The organism is Pseudomonas sp. A1230 (assembly GCF_044218825.1).
Taxonomy (GTDB): Bacteria; Pseudomonadota; Gammaproteobacteria; order Pseudomonadales; family Pseudomonadaceae; genus Aquipseudomonas; species Aquipseudomonas iridis.
Map to the genome: position 1 here is coordinate 740,043 of NZ_CP162582.1, position 20,201 is coordinate 760,243.

Consider the following 20,201-nt stretch of genomic DNA (forward strand, 5'->3'; position numbering starts at 1 on the left):
GAGTCTTTTCTGGTCAGCGGTTTTTTTTGGGGGGGGTATTTAGTCGACGTTGTTTGTTCGGCGTTTGCAGCTTGTGAAAACTGCCACCACTCGTCGGAATAGACTCCCTACCTGTAATTTCTGACAGTAGCCAACCCTCCCTGTCGCGGGTGTAAATAAAACTATCCGCCCCAGCCGCGATAGGAGTCTGCCCCCATGACCAGCCAAACCCCCAACTCCCCGGACAGCAGCGCGTTGAACCTGCGCGAACAAAAGATCTCCAACGGCGCCAGTGTGCTGGATGTGACGACGCTGCCCAGCGACGCGCGCACCCGGATCGCCAGGTGGCCGCAGATTGCCGTCGGTCAGAAGCTCTGGCTAAGCTACGCCGGCACCAACGCGGATGACACGCCTTATGCCGCGCAGACCTATGACGCGACGCCCGTGCCCATCGAAGGCCTGCCTGGCGGGATGTACCCGAATGCGCCGGTGGCCCAGTTGCGCGGCTTGAAGGACGGCTCGACCCTGCGCATCGAGTTCAAGGTCACCTTCGATGGCAGTACGGATGAAAGCACGGCGGTCCTGTTCCCGATCCGTATATACACGGTCAAGGCGCTGGTGGCGCTCAAGCCCGAGATCACCTCGGTCAAGGACAGCAAGGGGGTGGAGATTCCCGATGGTCACACCACGGTGGACACCACCGTGAAGCTGGCCGGCACGGCGACGGCCAACACGAAGGTGGAGATCCTTGACGGCACGACCTCCAAGGGTCAGGTGGATGTCGATGGCAACGGCATCTGGACGCGGGATGTCACGGGGCTGGCCGTGACCAGCCACAGCTTCACGGCCAGGGGGCTCTATGCCAGTAACCCGGTGTCCACGGTGCGGAGGGTGGTGGTGTTGGCGGCGCTGACGCCGGCGATCAACTCGGTCAAGGACAGCAAGGGGGTGGAGATTCCCGATGGTCACACCACGGTGGACACCACCGTGAAGCTGGCCGGCACGGCGACGGCCAACACGAAGGTGGAGGTCCTTGACGGCACGACCTCCAAGGGCCAGGCGGATGTCGATGGCAACGGCATCTGGACGCGGGATGTGACGGGGCTGGCCGTGACCAGCCACAGCTTCACGGCCAAGGGGCTCTATGCCAGTAACCCGGTGTCCACGGTGCGGAGGGTGGTGGTGGCACATCCGTTGGCGATTTCTCAATCACAGATGAATCTGAAGGGATTCAAGCTTATCCAGAATTATGGGTGGGCTACCCCCGGTGAGGTTATTGGCAACACAGAAACGCGTGTGCCGACGGGGGGTGTCCCTCCATATATTTTTACCCCGGAAAACAGCACCTTCGCGTCCGTGAGCACAGATGGGAAAGTTACAGGGCTAAAGAATGGCAGCACCAACATCATTGTTAGCGACGCATCGAAGAACAGAGTGTCTTACCAGGTGGTGGTTTCCAACGTCTACAGGTTAATCACATCAAGTTCGGCGATGACGCCGGCTGAGGCGAATACGTGGGCTCTGAACCAAGGGGGGCGCGCGGTGAGGATGGACGGTCTTGCCTTGAACTATAATTTTTCCGTTTTAGCACAAATGTTCCCTACCGAAGGAGCGTCCGGCGGACGGTGGCACGTGCCCTATGAGGGTGTGCCTCCGGGCGTAAGATTTTATTGGCGGCGCTATGCTGATGAAGTCGTGGCGACCGGTTACCCGATCTCCGATTTGCCCACAAACCGGCAGTTCGCGTTCACCTTGGTCCCGGTGTAAGCAGCCGGGGCCCGGAAGCGCCCGTGGTGAGGAAATTGGGTCTCTAGTCTCACCGGATTCACCAAATGCCCGATGCACCGCATCGGGTTTTTTGTATTCGTGCGCCAGGCATGGCGCTGTCCGGCCTACTGCGGTGGACGACGAGGTGGAGGGGAAGCTCTCTACACGGACCATACCGGAATTGCAGACATTGAATCTGCGACAAAGCATGGAACGCTGATGCACCCGTTAAAAGCAAAAGATCGCAGCCTTCTGCAGCTCCTACAAGAGGCGTAAATCCATTTAGGAACTGCCGAAAGCTTGGATCTTTTTATGCCAGCGCAAAAGTTGGAAAGCTTCTTGCAGTAGCCGCCGTACGTCCGCTCTGGGCGTCAAAAGTTTGCTTTAAAGGAACGGGGAAAACCGGTGGATCGCTCTCAGTTACTCAACAGTGCTCGCTCAAACGTTGCCGACCTCAGTCGAGGCAATCTGGGCGTGCCGTTGTTGCTGCTGGTCATGTTGGCAATGATGATGTTGCCGATTCCACCGTTCCTGCTGGACGTGTTTTTCACCTTCAACATTGCCTTGTCCATCGTCGTGCTGCTGGTGTGCGTTTACGCCCTGCGGCCACTGGATTTTGCGGTGTTCCCGACCATCCTGCTGGTGGCGACGCTGATGCGCCTGGCGTTGAACGTGGCGTCGACGCGGGTGGTGATGCTCCACGGTCAGGACGGCCACGCCGCCGCCGGTAAGGTGATCCAGGCCTTCGGTGAGGTGGTGATCGGCGGTAACTACGTGGTCGGTATCGTGGTTTTCGCGATTTTGATGATCATCAACTTTGTCGTGGTGACCAAGGGGGCTGGGCGGATTTCCGAGGTGAGCGCACGTTTCACCCTCGATGCGATGCCCGGCAAACAAATGGCGATCGACGCCGACCTCAACGCCGGTCTGATCGACCAGAACCAGGCCAAGTCGCGCCGTCAGGAAGTCGCCCAAGAGGCCGAGTTCTACGGTTCCATGGACGGTGCGAGCAAATTCGTCCGTGGTGACGCCATCGCCGGCCTGCTGATTCTGTTCATCAACCTCATCGGCGGTATGGCCGTCGGTATCTTCCAGCACAACATGAGCTTCGGTGACGCTGGCCGGGTTTACGCCTTGCTGACCATCGGTGACGGTTTGGTGGCGCAATTGCCATCACTGTTGTTATCAACAGCGGCGGCGATCATGGTGACCCGTGCTTCCGGTTCGGAAGACATGGGCAAGCAGATCAACCGCCAAATGTTCGCCTCGCCCAAAGCGCTGGCAGTGGCTGCCGGTCTGATGGCGGTCATGGGCCTGGTGCCGGGCATGCCGCACTTCTCGTTCCTAAGCATGGCCGCACTGGCTGGCGGCGCCGCGTACCTGTTCTGGAAAAAACAGAACGTGGCCAAAGTCGTCGCGCTGGAAGAGGTCAAGCGTCAGCAGGAATTGCTGCCATCGCCGGCCCGCGCCATGGAAACCAAAGAGCTTGGCTGGGACGACGTGACCCCGATCGACATGATCGGCCTGGAAGTCGGCTATCGCCTGATCCCGCTGGTGGATCGCAATCAGGGCGGGCAATTGCTGGCGCGGATCAAGGGCGTGCGCAAGAAGCTGTCGCAGGATCTGGGCTTCCTGATGCCCACTGTGCACATTCGTGACAACCTCGATCTGGCTCCGAGCGCGTACCGCCTGACCTTGATGGGGGTGATCCTGGCCGAGGCCGAGATTTACCCGGATCGTGAACTGGCGATCAACCCCGGTCAGGTCTACGGCGCGCTCAACGGTATCAACGCCAAAGATCCGGCTTTCGGTCTGGAAGCGGTGTGGATCGAAATCAGTCAGCGCGCGCAGGCACAATCGCTGGGTTATACCGTTGTGGATGCGAGCACCGTGGTCGCGACGCACTTGAACCAGATTCTGTACAAGCACTCCAGCGAGCTGATCGGCCACGAGGAAGTGCAGCAACTCATGCAATTGCTGGCCAAAAGCTCGCCAAAACTGGCGGAAGAGCTGGTGCCGGGCGTGGTTTCGTTGTCGCAGTTGCTCAAGGTGCTGCAAGCGTTGCTGGCCGAGCATGTGCCGGTACGCGATATCCGCAGCATTGCCGAAGCCATCGCCAACAACGCCGCGAAGAGTCAAGATACCGCCGCGTTGGTGGCTGCTGTGCGGGTCGGCGTATCTCGCGCAATCGTCCAAAGCATTGTAGGCACGGAGTCTGAGCTACCTGTTATCACTCTGGAGCCAAGGTTGGAACAGATATTGCTCAATAGTCTGCAGAAGGCAGGACAAGGCTCGGAAGAGGGCGTTCTGCTGGAGCCAAGCATGGCCGAGAAGCTGCAGCGTTCGCTGATCGAAGCGGCGCAGCGGCAGGAAATGCAAGGTCAGCCGGTCATCCTCTTGGTAGCCGGCCCGATCCGCGCGATGCTCTCGCGCTTTGGCCGCCTGGCAGTCCCTGGATTGCACGTGCTGGCCTACCAGGAAATACCGGACAACAAGCAAGTGACGATCGTTGCGACAGTAGGGCCCAACGGCTGAGGTAGTGGTTTATGCAAGTTAAGCGTTTTTTCGCCGCCGATATGCGTCAGGCCATGAAGCTGGTTCGTGATGAGCTGGGCGCTGATGCCGCCATCATTGGCAACCGCCGCATTGCCGGCGGCGTCGAACTGACGGCGGCGCTGGATTACAAGTTGTCGGCGCTCGCGCCACGGGTTCCGAACATGGAGCTCGAAGACGAGCTGCGCAAGACCCAGTCGCGCATCGTCACCGCCCAGGCCGAATTGAGTCTGCGGGGCGAAGCCGACGGCGACACCAATCGCCAGCTGTTCGCCGGTTTGCCAATGACGGCCGGCCTGCCGCTGACCGCTGCCGAACCGTTGAGCGAGCCGACTTACGCGGCCCCGGCGCGTCCGGCCCCGGCACCTGCGCAATCGTCAGGCGGGATTGATCCGCGTGCACTGGATTCGATGCGTTTTGAATTGAACAGCCTGCGCGAGCTGATGGAAGTTCAGCTCGGCACCCTCGCCTGGAACCAGCTGCAAGGCAGCCGCCCGGCGCAAGCCAACCTGTATCGTCGTCTGCAACGTATCGGCCTGTCCGGCCCGTTGTCGCGCGACCTGCTGGCGATGATCACCGATATCGAAGAACCTCGTCAGGCCTGGCGCATGCTGCTGGCGCACCTGGCGCGGATGATTGCCGTACCGGAAGTCGAGCCGCTGGAAGAGGGCGGTGTGATTGCCATGGTCGGCCCTGCCGGCATGGGCAAGACCACCACGCTTGCCAAGCTTGCTGCCCGCTACGTGCTCAAGTACGGCGCGCAGAATGTCGCGCTGGTGAGCATGGACAGCTTCCGCATCGGCGCTCAGGAACAACTGAAGACCCTGGGCCGGATTCTCAACGTGCCGGTAACGCACGTCGATCCGGGTCAGTCGCTGGTGCAGGCCCTGGACCCGCTGCTGCGCAAACGCGTGGTGCTGATCGATACCGCCGGCCTGCAGGCCAGCGATCCGGCACTGCGTATGCAGCTCGAAAGTCTGGCCGGGCGTGGCATCCGTTCAAAAAATTATCTCGTGCTGGCAACCACCAGCCAAAAACAGGTTCTAACCGCCGCTTATCACAGTTACAAGCGTTGCGGGCTCGCCGGGTGCATCCTGACTAAACTGGATGAAACGGCCAGCCTCGGCGAAGTGTTGAGCCTGGCGATCAGTCATGAATTGCCGGTCGCGTATCTGACCGATGGCCCACGGATTCCGGATGATTTGCATCTGCCGCGCCGTCATCAACTGGTCAGCCGCGCCGTCAGCGTGCAAATGCAGGAAGAACCCAGCGAAGAAGCCATGGCTGACATGTTCGCTGATATCTATCACAGCCCGACCAAGCAGGTAGGCTGAGGTAATCATGAACAATTTTTGTACCTACATCGATGGTCTGCCATGCATTGTTCCGTTTGTGAACGCGCAGCCAGTAATGTGGCCTCCGTCTATGCAAGACAAGGTAAAGAAATAACATGGGCAGCATGCATCCCGTACAGGTTATCGCGGTGACTGGCGGCAAAGGTGGCGTCGGCAAGACTAACGTGTCAGTGAACTTGTCTCTGGCGCTGGCAGAGCTTGGCCGTCGGGTCATGCTGCTGGACGCCGATCTGGGACTGGCGAACGTCGACGTTCTGCTGGGTTTGACGCCCAAACGCACCTTGGCCGACGTGATCGAAGGCCGCTGCGAATTGCGCGACGTGCTGTTGCAAGGCCCGGGCGGAATTCGCATCGTGCCGGCTGCATCGGGCACTCAGAGCATGGTGCATCTGAGCCCGGCTCAGCATGCCGGTCTGATTCAGGCGTTCAGCGACATCGGCGACAATCTCGACGTACTGGTGATCGACACCGCTGCGGGCATTGGTGACTCGGTAGTCAGTTTCGTACGCGCCGCGCAAGAAGTGTTGCTGGTGGTCTGCGACGAGCCGACTTCGATTACCGACGCTTACGCGCTGATCAAGTTGCTCAACCGCGATTACGGCATGAACCGCTTCCGCGTCCTGGCCAACATGGCGCAGAGCCCGCAGGAAGGGCGCAACCTGTTCGCCAAGTTGACCAAGGTCACGGATCGCTTTCTTGACGTGGCCCTACAATACGTCGGCGCCGTGCCTTACGACGAAAGCGTGCGCAAGGCCGTGCAGAAACAACGTGCGGTCTATGAAGCCTTCCCGCGTTCCAAGTGCGCACTGGCGTTCAAGGCCATTGCACAGAAGGTCGATACCTGGCCGCTGCCTGCCAACCCGCGCGGCCACCTTGAATTCTTCGTCGAGCGCCTCGTGCAGCAAACGGCAGGGCCTGTCATATGACCGCAAGCGGTATGAACTACTACAAAAAGTCGGCACGTGATGCGCAGTACGAGTTGATCGAGCGTTATGCGCCACTGGTCAAACGCATTGCCTACCACTTGCTGGCACGGTTGCCGGCGAGTGTGCAGGTCGAGGATCTGATCCAGGCCGGGATGATCGGCCTGCTCGAAGTCTCGACCAAATATGACGCCAGCAAAGGCGCCAGTTTCGAAACGTACGCGGGCATTCGAATCCGCGGCGCGATGCTCGACGAAGTGCGCAAAGGGGATTGGGCGCCACGCTCGGTTCACCGCAATACCCGTATGGTCAGCGACGCAATTCGCTCAATTGAAGCTAAAACCGGCCGTGATGCTAAAGATCATGAAGTTGCGGCCGAACTCCAATTGAGTCTCGACGATTATTACGGGATTTTGAATGACACCCTGGGCAGCCGCTTGTTCAGTTTCGACGACCTGTTGCAGGACGGCGAACACGAAGGGCTGCACGAGGATGGCGCGAGTGCTCATCTTGAGCCGTCACGCGATCTGGAAGATGAACGCTTCCAGGCAGCGCTGGCGGACGCGATTGCCAATTTGCCGGAGCGTGAGCGACTGGTGTTGGCGCTGTACTACGACGAAGAGCTGAACCTCAAGGAGATCGGTGAAGTCCTTGGCGTCAGTGAGTCGCGGGTCAGCCAGTTACACAGCCAGTGCGCGGCCCGTTTGCGGGGGCGTTTGGGGGAGTGGCGAGCGCGCTGAAGGCAGTGTGGGGACACTGCGAACGAGGCTGGTGCGGTGATGAACGGCACCGGTCTTGCTCTGTTGTGCTCCAGACAGTCTTTGAGTGTTACGCCGGATTGAATGAAATGGCGCGTCCAGGTGCTGGGCGCGTTTAAGACTGCTTGGAGGTCGAATTGGACAAGAACATGAAAATCCTCATCGTTGATGACTTCTCAACGATGCGGCGGATCATCAAGAACCTGCTGCGCGATCTGGGGTTCACCAACACCGTCGAGGCTGACGATGGCATTACCGCCATTCCGGTTCTCAACAGCGGCAGCATCGACTTTCTGGTAACGGACTGGAACATGCCGGGCATGACCGGTATCGACCTGCTGCGTCACGTGCGCGCCGATGAAAAACTCAAGCACCTGCCAGTGCTGATGGTGACCGCTGAAGCCAAGCGCGAGCAGATCATTGAAGCAGCCCAGGCCGGTGTAAACGGCTATGTGGTGAAACCCTTCACGGCCCAGGCGTTGAAAGACAAAATCGAGAAGATTTTCGAACGCATCGGTTGAGAAACTGCGCCACGGGGGAGCTATGGACCACAAAGAATCTTCACAGGGCGATTTTGAATCGACCCTGAAAAAACATGCGGTCGAACTGGTCGAAAGCCTTGAAAAGGGCAGGTTCGGCGACGCTGTGCAATTGATCCATGAGCTCAATCAGACCCGTGACCGTGGCCTGTACCAGGAAGTTGGCAAGCTCACACGTGAACTGCACAGTGCGATCGTCAATTTCCAGATTGATCCGAACATGCCGCAGGCCGAGGAAGTGTCGCAAATTACCGACGCCACCGAACGCCTGGGCTATGTGGTCAAGCTGACGGAAGCCGCGGCCAACCGCACCATGGATCTGGTGGAAAGCGCCACGCCGGTGGTCAATGGTCTGGCTGATGAAGCCCAGGCCTTGAGTACCGATTGGGGTCGCTTCATGCGTCGTGAGGTCGGGGCCGAAGAGTTCCGCGAACTGGCGCGCCGGGTCGACGGTTTTCTGTCACGCAGCAGCACGGGCAACCGTGCGGTGTCGAGCAATCTGAACGACATCCTGCTGGCTCAGGATTATCAAGACCTCACCGGTCAGGTGATCAAACGTGTGACCCAACTGGTCACCGAAGTCGAAAGCAATTTGCTCAAACTCGTGCTCATGGCCAGTCAGGTGGACCGCTTTGCGGGCATCGAACATGACCGTGCGGCGATGCTCGCTGAAAAAGATCCACAAAAACATCTCTCGCAGGGTGAAGGTCCGCAGATTCATGCCGATAAACGAGAAGACGTTGTGTCCGGTCAGGACGATGTGGACGATTTGCTATCCAGCCTTGGATTTTGAGTTTTAGGTTTTTAGACCTGTAGGAGCACCCCCTTAATGAGCTTCGGCGCCGATGAAGAGATCCTTCAGGATTTCCTGGTTGAGGCCGGCGAGATTCTTGAGCAGCTGTCAGAACAATTGGTCGAGCTGGAAAGCCGTCCGGATGATGCTGATCTGCTCAACGCAATTTTTCGCGGTTTCCACACTGTAAAAGGGGGCGCCGGCTTCCTTCAGCTCAATGAGCTGGTTGAGTGCTGTCACATCGCCGAAAACGTGTTCGACATCCTGCGAAAGGGTGAGCGTCGCGTTGATTCAGAACTGATGGACGTTGTGCTTGAAGCGCTGGATGCGGTGAACGGCATGTTCACCGAAGTGCGCGAGCGCAGCCCGATTACGGCGGCTACGCCTGAGCTGCTGGCCGCCCTGGCGCGTCTGGCCGAACCGCAATCGGCTGAAGCCGAAACGGTTGAAGAAGTCGTCGAGGCACCGGTTGCCGAAAGCGATTCGGGCGACATCACCGATAACGAATTTGAACAGTTGCTGGACTCGCTGAACGCCGTCAAGGCTCAGGCCGAAGCCCCGGCGGCTGTCGCTGCGCCTGCTGCAACTGAAGCGGCCAGCGATGAAATCACCGATGCCGAGTTCGAGTCGTTGCTCGATCAACTGCACGGCAAAGGCCAGTTCGCGGTTGATGCTGTGGCCCCTGCGGCGGCGGCCCCTGCGGCACCGGCCAAGGGCGACAGCTCGGACATCACCGACGACGAATTCGAAGCGCTGCTCGATCAGTTGCACGGCAAGGGCAACTTTGCCGTTGATGCGCTGGAATCGGCGATTGCTGCGGTGCCTGCGCCTGCTGCTCCGGCAGCGGCTGCGGCCGGCAGCGATTTGATCAGCGATCACGAATTCGAATCGCTGCTCGACGAACTGCACGGCAAAGGCAAGTTCACTGAAGTAGGGACCGCGTCTGCCGGCAGCACTGCCGCTGTCGCAAAACCTGCCGCCAAGACCCCGGCCGCAGCGCCCAAGCCTGCGCCGAAAGCCGAATCGCCAAAACCGGCGGCCGCTGCTGCACCGGCTCCGGCCCGTGCGCCAGCCGCGCCACCGCCGGAAAAACCGGCCAGCGAAGCCGAAACCACCGTACGGGTCGACACCGCGCGTCTCGACGAAATCATGAACATGGTCGGCGAGCTGGTGCTGGTGCGTAACCGTCTGGTGCGTCTGGGTCTGAACAGCGGCGACGAAGCCATGCAAAAGGCTGTGTCGAACCTCGACGTGGTCACGGCTGACTTGCAGACCGCGGTGATGAAAACGCGGATGCAACCGATCAAGAAGGTCTTCGGGCGCTTCCCGCGTCTGGTTCGCGACTTGGCTCGTCAGCTCAAGAAAGAAATCAACCTGGAGCTGGTCGGCGAAGAAACCGACCTCGACAAAAACCTTGTCGAGGCCCTGGCCGATCCGCTGGTCCACTTGGTGCGCAACGCGGTCGACCACGGCATCGAGTCGCCGGAAGAACGCGAAGCTTCGGGCAAGGCCCGTGGCGGCAAAGTGGTGTTGGCCGCCGAGCAGGAAGGCGATCACATCCTGCTGTCGATTTCCGATGACGGCAAAGGCATGGACCCGAACGTCCTGCGCGCCATCGCGGTAAAACGCGGTGTGATGGACAAGGATGCAGCCGATCGCCTGAGCGATACCGAGTGCTACAACCTGATCTTTGCACCTGGGTTCTCGACCAAGACCGAGATCTCCGATGTGTCTGGCCGCGGTGTCGGCATGGACGTGGTGAAGACCAAGATTTCCCAGCTCAACGGTTCGATCAACATCTACTCGACCAAGGGCCAGGGCTCGAAGATCGTCATCAAGGTGCCGTTGACCTTGGCGATCATGCCGACGCTGATGGTCATGTTGGGCAATCAGGCGTTCGCGTTCCCGCTGGTCAACGTCAACGAAATCTTCCACCTCGACCTGTCGACCACCAACGTTGTCGACGGTCAGGAAGTGGTGATCGTGCGGGACAAGGCCTTGCCATTGTTCTACCTCAAGCGCTGGCTGGTCAGCTCCGCCGCTCACGAAGAGCAGCGCGAAGGCCATGTGGTGATCCTTTCGGTGGGCACCCAGCGGATCGGCTTCGTCGTCGATCAACTGGTCGGCCAGGAAGAAGTGGTCATCAAGCCATTGGGCAAAATGCTTCAGGGTACTCCGGGCATGTCCGGCGCCACCATCACTGGTGACGGCCGTATCGCGCTGATCCTTGATGTTCCGAGCATGCTCAAGCGTTACGCCGCACGGCGTATTTGAATCCGGGGCGGCGGGGCGATGATGCTCCGCTGCACCTAATGGAGTGTTTATGGCAGTCAAAGTCCTGGTGGTGGACGATTCGGGTTTTTTCCGCCGCCGCGTCTCGGAAATTCTTTCAGCGGATCCGAGCATCCAGGTTGTCGGTACGGCAACCAACGGTAAAGAGGCGATCGATCAGGCCATGGCGCTCAAGCCTGACGTGATCACCATGGACTACGAGATGCCAATGATGGACGGCATCACGGCAGTGCGGCACATCATGCAGCGCTGCCCGACCCCGGTGTTGATGTTCTCCTCGCTGACCCACGAAGGCGCCCGGGTAACCCTGGATGCGCTGGACGCCGGCGCGGTGGATTTCCTGCCGAAGAATTTCGAAGACATCTCGCGTAATCCCGAGAAGGTCAAGCAACTGCTGTGCGAAAAGGTGCATAGCATCTCGCGCAGTAATCGTCGTTTCAGTGCTTACAGCGCACCTGCGCCTGTTGCTGCTCCAGCCCCTGCGCCGACTCCGGCCCCGGCTGCATCGAGTTTCAGTAGCCAAAGCAGCCACACCAGCAGCGCACCGGCACGCCCGGCACCTGCTCCGGCGCCGACCCGCACGCCGGCTGCAAGTGCTTCGTCGCCGGCACCGAAACGCAAGGCCTACAAACTCGTCGCTATCGGTACATCGACAGGTGGCCCGGTCGCGCTGCAACGCGTGCTGACGCAGTTGCCGGCGAATTTCCCGGCGCCGATCGTGCTGATCCAGCACATGCCGGCGGCGTTCACCAAAGCCTTTGCCGAGCGTCTGGACAAGCTCTGCCGCATCAGCGTCAAGGAAGCCGAGGATGGCGACATCCTGCGTCCGGGCCTGGCGCTGCTGGCACCGGGTGGCAAGCAAATGATGATCGATGGCCGTGGGGCGGTGAAAATCCTGCCGGGCGACGAGCGTCTGAACTACAAGCCGTGCGTGGACATCACCTTCGGTTCTGCAGCCAAGTCGTACGGCGACAAAGTTCTGGCGGTCGTGCTGACCGGTATGGGCGCTGACGGCCGTGAGGGCGCTCGTCTGCTCAAGCAGGGCGGCAGTTCGGTGTGGGCGCAGGATGAGGCAAGCTGCGTGATCTACGGCATGCCGATGGCCATCGTCAAAGCCGACCTCGCTGACGCGGTGTACGGTCTGGACGACATCGGCAAGCACATCGTCGAGGCGTGTATCTGATGGATGTTCTTAGCCTTATCGGGATCATCATGGCGTTCGTCGCCATCATAGGCGGCAACTACCTGGAAGGTGGTCACCTCGGTGCGCTGGCCAACGGCCCGGCGGCACTGATCGTAATAGGCGGCACCATCGGTGCCGCGCTGTTGCAATCGCCGATGAGCGCGTTCAAGCGCGCGATGCAGATCCTCGCGTGGATCTTCTTTCCGCCACGCGTGGACCTGGCTGGCGGCATCGACCGCGTGGTCAACTGGAGCCTCACTGCGCGCAAGGAAGGCTTGCTCGGGCTGGAAGGGGTGGCTGACGCCGAACCTGACAACTACTCGCGCAAAGGCCTGCAACTGCTGGTCGATGGCGCCGAGCCGGAAGCCATCCGCAGCATCCTCGAGGTGGATTTTTACACCCAGGAAGCGCGCGATATCGAAGCCGCCAAAGTCTTTGAAAGCATGGGTGGCTACGCACCAACCATCGGCATCATCGGCGCGGTGATGGGCCTGATCCACGTGATGGGCAACCTCGCCGACCCGACGCAACTGGGCAGCGGCATCGCCGTGGCGTTCGTTGCGACGATCTATGGTGTGGCCAGTGCCAACCTGATCCTGTTGCCGGTAGCGGCCAAACTGAAGTCCATCGCGTTGCGGCAGTCGCGTTATCGCGAAATGTTGTTGGAAGGGATCTTGTCGATCGCCGAAGGTGAAAACCCTCGCTCTATCGAGCTGAAGCTTCAGGGCTTCATGGATTGATGGGGGTAATGGACTATGGCTCGTCGCAGGCATCAGGAAGAACACGTTAATCACGAGCGCTGGCTCGTGTCCTACGCCGACTTCATTACGCTGCTGTTCGCTTTCTTCGTGGTGATGTACTCGATTTCGTCGATCAACGAAGGCAAGTACAAGGAAATTTCCGAAGCGCTGGTCGGGGTCTTTACCGACTCCGACCGCGCGCTCAAGCCGATCCAGATTGGCGACGAGAGACCGAAGACCGTGACCCCGGCCAAGCCGCTGGTCAAGGATGCCGAGCAGGTTGACGCCGGTATCGCCGGCGCCAGCGATCCGCTGAAAAGCATTGCCGACGACATCAGCGCCGCATTCGGTGACCTGATCAGCTCCAACCAGATGACTGTGCGCGGCAATGAGTTGTGGGTCGAGATCGAACTCAACTCCAGCCTGTTGTTCGGCAGCGGCGACGCCATGCCGAGCGACATCGCCTTCAACATCATCGACAAGGTTGCAGCGATCCTCAAACCGTTCGACAACCCGATCCACGTCGAAGGTTTTACCGACGACCAGCCGATCCGCACCGCGCAGTACCCGACCAACTGGGAACTGTCCTCGGCGCGCTCGGCGAGCATCGTGCGCATGCTGGCGATGCAGGGCGTCAATCCCGGTCGGCTGGCCTCGGTGGGCTACGGTGAATTCCAGCCAGTAGCGAATAACGCCACTGCCGAAGGCCGGGCGAAAAACCGTCGCGTGGTGCTGGTGGTGTCGCGCAATCTGGATGTGCGCCGCAGCCTGACGGGTACCGGAACCGCTCATGCGCAACCGGACGCCGCACTGAAGCGCGCTGGCACACAAACTGCACCGACCCCGGTCAAGACGCCGGGACGCGAGAGTGCCGTCAATTCTCCGTCACCCGCATTAATACGCTGAGCCATGTCTCGGCCGAGCATCTCGGTCGGGAGGAACGAACTGAATGAGAGTCTGGGCAGTCGCCAATCAAAAGGGTGGGGTCGGTAAAACCACCTCTTCCATCGCTTTAGCCGGATTGCTGGCCGAGGCGGGCAAGCGCGTGGTCGTGGTCGATCTCGACCCGCACGGCTCGATGACCAGCTATTTCGGCTACGATCCCGACAGCCTGGAACACAGCAACTACGACCTGTTCCTGCACAAGGGCAGCGTGCCGCAAGGCTTGCCCGGACAGTTGCTGCTGTCGACCAGTGACGAACGCATTTCCCTGCTGCCATCGAGCACCGCGCTGGCAACGCTTGAGCGCCAGTCGCCTGGGCAAAGTGGCCTGGGGCTGGTGATCGCCAAGAGTCTGGCGCAGTTGTGGCAGGACTTTGATTACGCGGTCATCGACAGCCCGCCGTTGCTCGGCGTGCTGATGGTCAACGCCCTCGCGGCGAGCCAGCAACTGGTGATCCCGGTACAGACCGAGCACCTGGCCGTCAAAGGCCTGGAGCGCATGGTCAACACGTTGGCGATGATCAACCGCTCACGCAAACAGGCGCTGCCGTTCAGCATCGTGCCGACGTTGTTCGACCGCCGTACTCAAGCGTCGATGAGCACCTTGCGCGTGCTGCGCGACAAATTTCCCGACGATATCTGGCAGGGCTACATCCCGGTCGATACGCGTCTGCGCGACGCCAGCCGCGCGGGTGTCACGCCTTCGCAATTCGACGGCAAGAGTCGTGGCGTGCTGGCTTACCGCGCGCTGCTCAAGCATCTGTTGGCGCAACAACTTGTTGCGCAGGTGGCTTGAGATGATTTTGCCCTGTGTAGGAGTTGCCGCAGGCTGCGATCTTTTGATCGGGTTTTGTGGCGCTTCTGAAAAGATCAAAACATCGCAGCGTTCCGCAGCTCCTACAGGCGGTTGTGTATGAATCGGCCGGTGAAGTTGACCTCCAAGCCGCAGATGGCGTTGCAGTCCTATCTGGACAGCTTGTTGGAGGAGATCCCGGACGAGTTGCCGGTGCAGGTCGCTTCCCAGCCTGAAGTGATTGAAAGCGCCGAAGCGCTGGATGAATTCCAGGCGGCGGTGCTTGAAGAGCAGGCGCGCGATGCCGAGAAAGCAGCCAGAGCTGTTGCGCCGGTCGCTGCGCCCGCCCCGGTGGCCAGGGCGCCCGTGGTGTTGCTCGAAACGGCTGAACCTGTGCGCGTGGTATCGACCCTTGCGCCGCTGCTGCAAACGCAGTTGCTGCAAGCTGTGCCTGAACCCGTCGAGCCAGAGCCAGAGCCAGAAGCACCAGCGGCCGAACCGGTTGTTCAAGCGCTCGTCACGCCGCTGGTGGAAGTGCATCTGCCGCCAAGCAACACACCGCCGCCGGTCGACACCGACGGCCGTCCGGCCTGGGCCTCCGAAGCCTTCGAATGCCTGCTGTTCGATGTCGCCGGATTGACCCTGGCCGTGCCACTGGTTTGCCTGGGCTCGATCTACTCGCTGGCCGGTCACGAGCTGACGCCGCTGTTCGGTCAGCCGGAATGGTTCCTCGGAATTCTGCCGAGCCAGGCCGGCAACCTGAAAGTTCTGGACACCGCGCGCTGGGTCATGCCGGATCGCTATCGCGATGATTTCCGTCAGGGCTTGCAGTACGTGATTTCGGTACAAGGTTACGAGTGGGGCCTGGCGGTGCATCAGGTCAGTCGTTCGTTGCGTCTTGATCCGAATGAAATCAAATGGAGAAGTCACCGGGGTCAGCGGCCATGGCTTGCCGGCACCGTGATTGAACACATGTGCGCCTTGCTCGATGTCGCAGCTCTTGCGGAGTTGATCGCCAGCGGCGGGGCAAAGCACATGCCCGGCAGTAAGCCGAACCACAAACCGACTTAACACTTACATAACAGACAAGCACCGGCATACGCATGGCGGGGCACAGAACATACACCGCCAGGGGCGGTACTTCGAGGGGCTAGGGTATGAACGACAAGGCGACGGCGGCAAAGGGTTCTGAAGATCCGATCCTGCAATGGGTGACCTTCAAGCTGGACAACGAAACCTACGGCATCAACGTGATGCGCGTTCAGGAAGTGCTGCGCTACACCGAGATCGCTCCGGTGCCGGGTGCGCCAAGCTACGTGCTGGGCATCATCAACCTGCGCGGTAACGTGGTCACCGTGATCGACACCCGTCAGCGCTTCGGCCTGAGCACCGGCGAGATCAGCGACAACACCCGTATCGTCATCATCGAAGCCGACAAGCAAGTCGTCGGCATCATGGTCGACAGCGTGGCCGAAGTGGTTTACCTGCGTCAGTCGGAAATCGAAACGGCGCCAAACGTCGGTAACGAAGAGTCGGCCAAGTTCATCCAGGGCGTATGCAACAAGAACAACGAGTTGCTGATCCTGGTCGAGTTGGACAAGATGATGAGCGAAGAAGAGTGGTCGGACCTGGAGAACATCTGATTGATTCTCGAAGTTGCGGTCATTGTCCTGTTCCTCTTCTGGGCAGGCACGCTGGCAATGTTTCTGGCGTACATCAAGGCGCAGCGGGTGATCGCTGCGCAACAGGCCGAGGGCGATGCGCTGCGTGATCAGCGCATCAAGGAACTGGCCAAGCGCGTTGACGATTATCAGAACGGCAATGTGCGCATGGGCGAAGCCCTGCACGAACTGCGGGCGGTAGTCGGTCCGTTGCCGGACAAAATCGTTCAGCTGGAACAGCGTGATCCATCCAGCCTGTCGTTCGCCCAAGCGGCGAAACTGGTGGGGATGGGCGCGAGCGTTGATGAGCTGACTCAGTCCTGTGGCTTGACCCAGGCTGAGGCGGAGTTGATGCGCAAGCTACACAAGAACTGAAGCAAGCAAGATCAAAAGATCGCAGCCTTCGGCAGCTCCTACATCGGAATTCGCATTTCCCTGTAGGTGCTGCCGAAGGCTGCGATCTTTGCTTTTACGGCCTAATAATCATCGCCGCGCTCGGTGATGTCCTTCTCGACCATCGGTGCATCCGGGTCGTGTCCCTCGGGGAATTTCCCCTTCAGATTCCACGCAAACGCGATGATCTCGGCGATGGTGCGGTACAGCTCTTCGGGAATGCTGTCGCCCAATTCCATTCGCGCCAACAGTCGCACCAGTTCGGCGTTCTCATAGATCGGCACTTCACAGTCGCGGGCGATCCGCAGGATTTCTTCGGCCAGTTCGTCATCACCTTTGGCGGTGAGCGTCGGGGCGTGGTTGCCGTCGTACTTGAGGGCGATGGCCTGGCGTGGAGCGGTGGCGTCATTCATGCGGTTTCATCAACCCAGCGGTGGTCGAGACGGGTTTGATTGCCTTGTGGCGGGGTGCCGTGGTGACAGTCGATATCACCAACGTTGAGCCCACGATCCAGCAGGCGCTGGCGCAGCGCGAACAGGTTGTTTTCGATCAGGTCGGCGGTGTACGGCCGTTCGGCCCACAACTGGCCCGACAGGCTGCCGGCGATCAGTTGCGCCTGAATCTGCATCGGCCCGAGCGGCTCCATGTCGAACGCCAGATCGACGCGCCACAGTTGTTGTTTCGGCTCGCGTTCGTCGCGCCGCTCGTTCGGTTGCGGTTCTTTCTCCGGCGCTTCTTCGCGCTGGAACTTGACCTGCAACGGCACGATGTCTTGCAGGTTGCGCATGGGAATTTCCAGCTGCCAGGTGCTGAGCAGCCGCCCGTCATCGGTGACGCCAGTCTGTTCCAGGCTCGACAACTGATGGCTTTGCAAGCGCGAGATGGCAGCAGCAGCGAGGCGCAGCAAATGCTCCAGATCACCTTCGCCGTCCTGGCTTTGCAGCAAACGGTCGGGCAGCGGGAAGCTGCTGGGCAGCGGTTTGGCGCTGACCTGGCCGAGCATGCCGAGGGCGTTGCGTACGAAACTCGGCATCGCCTGCGCGAGGGTGTTGGCGGCGATGATTGCGTTGAAACTGGTGCTGCTCGGCAGGCCCGGTGTCAGTTGCGCGACCAGTTTGAGCAGATCGGCTTTCATGTCCGGTGCCAGCGTCGGGGTTTGTCCGGTCAGCAGTTTGGCTTCGAGAAACATGCCGCTGTTGGCCAAGGCCTGTGCGACGCCTTTGGCGGTGCTCAGCTGTTGCACGTTCGGCAGGCTGGCGAGCAGGCGATCTACCGCAGCGCGTAAATCTGTCGACGTTTGATCGGTGTTGGCTGGCAGGTTTTGCAGCGCGTTCAGCAAACCGGTCAATGAAGCCTGACGACCTTGCTGGCCGACCAGTTGCTGGCTCACGGCCAATTGCTCCTGACGACTGCTCAGCGGCAGGAATTTCAACGTTTGCGAATCTTCCACCAACGCCGAGAGCAGGGTGCCGATGCGCAAGGGCTGCGGGCTGTCGATGGTCAATGTGCTGCCGCTCAAGGCGGTATTGAGCAGGCTGACCATCGAACGAAACACCGTCGCTTGCCCCGGTGTTTGCGGGAGCACCTGCGAAGTCAGCACTTTGCCTTGCAGCAGGGTGCCCACCGGCAATTGCGCCGTGTCGATGCGGGTGAGGGCGGCAACGCTGCTGGCAATGGCCTGTTGCACGGTAATCGCCAGGTTACCCGCAGACGGCTGAGTGATCGCCAGACTGGTGCCTTGCGCCAGCGGTAGATTGCTGGTCGCTTGCACGGTGGTCTGGCGGCCGCTGTCCAGCGTTACCTTGAGCAGCAGTTCAAACGTCTGATCCGCCTGCTTGAGCGACAACACCTCAGCCTTGGCGCTCTGGCCGGTCCCGATCAAGCCTTCGACCGGTGTCAGCAGCTTGAGCAACTCGCCGACCTGCGGGCGAACGGTCGCCGGGGTGGTCGTCGGGAGCGGGAGGATGTTCATTTCGCCTGTCATACGCGGACACAACCTGAGGAAATTGCACTCTTGAGAGTAAGGCACGACATGTATAATGCCGCCCGTCTTGCGCTTCGTTCAAAAAACATAGCAATTGTTTGACGCAGCTCTCTAGATCGAGCCGTCATTGCATTTATGCTGCATCTCTTTAACGGCCGCGCCAGAGCCGACTTGAACCGTATAAGGCCCGTGATCCCTTGACCAGTCCTGTCCTGCAAACCGTTGCCCTCGCGTGTGAACGTGATCTGAGGCTGCTCTTCGAAAATCTCGAATTGCGACTCGTCAGCGGCGATATGGTGCAGATCAGCGGCCCCAACGGCAGCGGTAAAACCAGTTTGCTGCGTTTGCTGGCCGGTCTGATGCAGCCGACCGAAGGTCAGGTCCTGCTCAATGGTCAGCCGTTGACCGAGCAACGCAGTGAACTGGCGCGCAATCTGTTGTGGATCGGCCATGCTGCCGGGATCAAGGACTTGCTGACTCCGGAAGAGAACCTGTCGTGGCTCTGCGCCCTGCATCATCCCGCCGAACGCGATGCGATCTGGCAAGCACTGGCAGCGGTAGGATTGCGCGGATTCGAAGATGTTCCCTGCCACAGTCTTTCTGCCGGTCAACAACGCCGCGTGGCGCTGGCGCGTCTGTATCTCGATAGCCCGCCGCTGTGGATTCTCGATGAGCCGTTTACCGCCCTCGACAAGCAGGGCGTGGCGCAACTTGAAGAACATCTGGCCGGACACTGTGAGCGCGGCGGTCTGGTGGTATTGACCACGCACCACACCCTGACACGGATGCCTTCGGGTTATCGCGACATCGATTTGGGGAGCTGGGCAGTATGAGTGTGTTCGGCCTGCTGGTTGCCCGTGAATCCCGACTGCTGTTTCGCCGCCCGGCGGAGCTGGCCAATCCACTGATTTTCTTTGCCATCGTCATCGCCTTGTTCCCGCTGGCCGTCGGCCCGGAAACTCAAGTGTTGCAAAACCTGTCCCCGGGGTTAGTCTGGGTGGCGGCGCTTTTATCCGTGCTGCTCTCGCTGGACGGGCTTTTCCGCAGTGATTTCGAAGACGGCTCTCTGGAGCAGTGGGTCCTTTCGTCGCACCCGCTGCCACTTCTGGTTTTGGCCAAGGTGCTGGCACACTGGCTCTTTTCCGGGCTGGCGCTGGTTTTGCTCTCACCCTTGCTGGCGTTGATGCTCGGTTTGCCTGCTGCCTGTCTGCCGGTATTGCTGCTGTCATTGCTGCTGGGTACCCCGGTGCTGAGCTTGCTCGGCGCGGTGGGCGCGGCGCTGACTGTGGGTTTGAAGCGTGGCGGCCTGTTGCTGGCGCTGCTGATTCTGCCGTTGTACATCCCGGTGTTGATCCTCGGCAGTGGCGCCTTGCAGGCAGCCTTGCAAGGCATGCCGGCGACCGGTTATCTGCTGTGGCTTGGGAGCCTGACCGCCCTGGCGATAACCCTGACACCCTTTGCAATAGCGGCTGGCCTGAAGATCAGCGTCGGCGAATAATAATGAGGTCTGGTTAAAAATTAACCGCTTTTTTCAGGAAAGGCATGA

The 20,201-nt window shown here is 60.1% G+C and carries 19 protein-coding genes; 17 read left to right on the top strand and 2 right to left on the bottom strand.

Annotation, left to right across the window (positions count from 1 at the left end; genetic code table 11):
- Window positions 1–195 precede the first annotated feature (195 nt).
- The 15 genes from AB4P97_RS03505 to AB4P97_RS03575 all read left to right on the top strand — a co-directional run bounded on the left by AB4P97_RS03505 (window position 196) and on the right by AB4P97_RS03575 (window position 16,653).
- Window positions 196–1,746 carry a hypothetical protein gene (locus AB4P97_RS03505; protein WP_395602079.1) on the top strand — a complete coding sequence of 517 codons (1,551 nt, stop codon included), beginning with the start codon at window positions 196–198 and terminating at the stop codon, window positions 1,744–1,746.
- 405 nt (window positions 1,747–2,151) lie between these two features.
- Entirely contained in the window at window positions 2,152–4,281 is a 2,130-nt protein-coding gene (gene flhA, locus AB4P97_RS03510) for a flagellar biosynthesis protein FlhA (protein WP_042558242.1), read from the top strand.
- Window positions 4,282–4,292: 11 nt separating this feature from the next.
- Window positions 4,293–5,633: a flagellar biosynthesis protein FlhF gene (flhF, locus tag AB4P97_RS03515; RefSeq protein ID WP_047300277.1), complete on the top strand. Its 1,341-nt coding sequence runs from the start codon at window positions 4,293–4,295 to the stop codon at window positions 5,631–5,633.
- Window positions 5,634–5,749: 116 nt separating this feature from the next.
- Window positions 5,750–6,580 (top strand): flagellar synthesis regulator FleN, encoded by an 831-nt coding sequence (gene fleN / locus AB4P97_RS03520; RefSeq protein ID WP_016771060.1) that lies wholly within the window; start codon window positions 5,750–5,752, stop codon window positions 6,578–6,580.
- A complete protein-coding gene (gene fliA / locus AB4P97_RS03525; protein WP_007920004.1) occupies window positions 6,577–7,317 on the top strand; it encodes an RNA polymerase sigma factor FliA in 741 nt (246 codons plus the stop codon). Before fleN ends, fliA begins: the two co-directional genes overlap by 4 nt.
- Before the next feature lie 167 nt (window positions 7,318–7,484).
- Window positions 7,485–7,856, top strand: a complete 372-nt coding sequence (locus tag AB4P97_RS03530; RefSeq protein WP_008072643.1) for a chemotaxis response regulator CheY — start codon at window positions 7,485–7,487, stop codon at window positions 7,854–7,856.
- A gap of 22 nt (window positions 7,857–7,878) precedes the next feature.
- The gene (locus AB4P97_RS03535; protein WP_042558244.1) at window positions 7,879–8,667 is read left to right on the top strand and encodes a protein phosphatase CheZ; all 789 of its coding nucleotides are present in this window, start codon (window positions 7,879–7,881) and stop codon (window positions 8,665–8,667) included.
- 36 nt (window positions 8,668–8,703) lie between these two features.
- Window positions 8,704–10,941: a chemotaxis protein CheA gene (locus tag AB4P97_RS03540; protein WP_395602080.1), complete on the top strand. Its 2,238-nt coding sequence runs from the start codon at window positions 8,704–8,706 to the stop codon at window positions 10,939–10,941.
- 49 nt (window positions 10,942–10,990) lie between these two features.
- A complete protein-coding gene (locus AB4P97_RS03545) occupies window positions 10,991–12,142 on the top strand; it encodes a chemotaxis response regulator protein-glutamate methylesterase (RefSeq protein ID WP_395602081.1) in 1,152 nt (383 codons plus the stop codon).
- Window positions 12,142–12,882, top strand: coding sequence for a flagellar motor protein (locus AB4P97_RS03550; protein ID WP_047300280.1), 741 nt, complete (start codon window positions 12,142–12,144; stop codon window positions 12,880–12,882). Before AB4P97_RS03545 ends, AB4P97_RS03550 begins: the two co-directional genes overlap by 1 nt.
- A 15-nt stretch (window positions 12,883–12,897) precedes the next feature.
- Window positions 12,898–13,788: a flagellar motor protein MotD gene (gene motD / locus AB4P97_RS03555; protein ID WP_210622246.1), complete on the top strand. Its 891-nt coding sequence runs from the start codon at window positions 12,898–12,900 to the stop codon at window positions 13,786–13,788.
- A 43-nt stretch (window positions 13,789–13,831) separates the two neighbouring features.
- Entirely contained in the window at window positions 13,832–14,620 is a 789-nt protein-coding gene (locus AB4P97_RS03560) for a ParA family protein (protein WP_042558249.1), read from the top strand.
- Between the two features lie 117 nt (window positions 14,621–14,737).
- Window positions 14,738–15,688, top strand: a complete 951-nt coding sequence (locus AB4P97_RS03565; protein WP_200610785.1) for a CheW domain-containing protein — start codon at window positions 14,738–14,740, stop codon at window positions 15,686–15,688.
- 86 nt (window positions 15,689–15,774) lie between these two features.
- The gene (locus AB4P97_RS03570) at window positions 15,775–16,260 is read left to right on the top strand and encodes a chemotaxis protein CheW (RefSeq protein ID WP_042558251.1); all 486 of its coding nucleotides are present in this window, start codon (window positions 15,775–15,777) and stop codon (window positions 16,258–16,260) included.
- The gene (locus tag AB4P97_RS03575; protein WP_047300282.1) at window positions 16,261–16,653 is read left to right on the top strand and encodes a DUF2802 domain-containing protein; all 393 of its coding nucleotides are present in this window, start codon (window positions 16,261–16,263) and stop codon (window positions 16,651–16,653) included.
- 101 nt (window positions 16,654–16,754) lie between these two features.
- Here the strand turns inward: AB4P97_RS03575 and AB4P97_RS03580 are convergent, their stop codons facing one another.
- Together AB4P97_RS03580 and AB4P97_RS03585 are read right to left on the bottom strand one after the other, a co-directional pair.
- Window positions 16,755–17,084 carry an EscU/YscU/HrcU family type III secretion system export apparatus switch protein gene (locus AB4P97_RS03580; RefSeq protein WP_047300283.1) on the bottom strand — a complete coding sequence of 110 codons (330 nt, stop codon included), beginning with the start codon at window positions 17,082–17,084 and terminating at the stop codon, window positions 16,755–16,757.
- Window positions 17,081–18,655, bottom strand: a complete 1,575-nt coding sequence (locus AB4P97_RS03585) for a flagellar hook-length control protein FliK (protein ID WP_395602082.1) — start codon at window positions 18,653–18,655, stop codon at window positions 17,081–17,083. Before AB4P97_RS03585 ends, AB4P97_RS03580 begins: the two co-directional genes overlap by 4 nt.
- 197 nt (window positions 18,656–18,852) lie before the next feature.
- On the opposite strand from AB4P97_RS03585, the gene ccmA reads away from it, so the two are divergent.
- Window positions 18,853–19,488, top strand: coding sequence for a cytochrome c biogenesis heme-transporting ATPase CcmA (gene ccmA, locus AB4P97_RS03590; protein ID WP_042558256.1), 636 nt, complete (start codon window positions 18,853–18,855; stop codon window positions 19,486–19,488).
- Window positions 19,485–20,153 (top strand): heme exporter protein CcmB, encoded by a 669-nt coding sequence (ccmB, locus tag AB4P97_RS03595; protein WP_007919970.1) that lies wholly within the window; start codon window positions 19,485–19,487, stop codon window positions 20,151–20,153. The genes ccmA and ccmB overlap by 4 nt, the downstream gene beginning before the upstream one ends.
- Window positions 20,154–20,201: the final 48 nt, after the last annotated feature.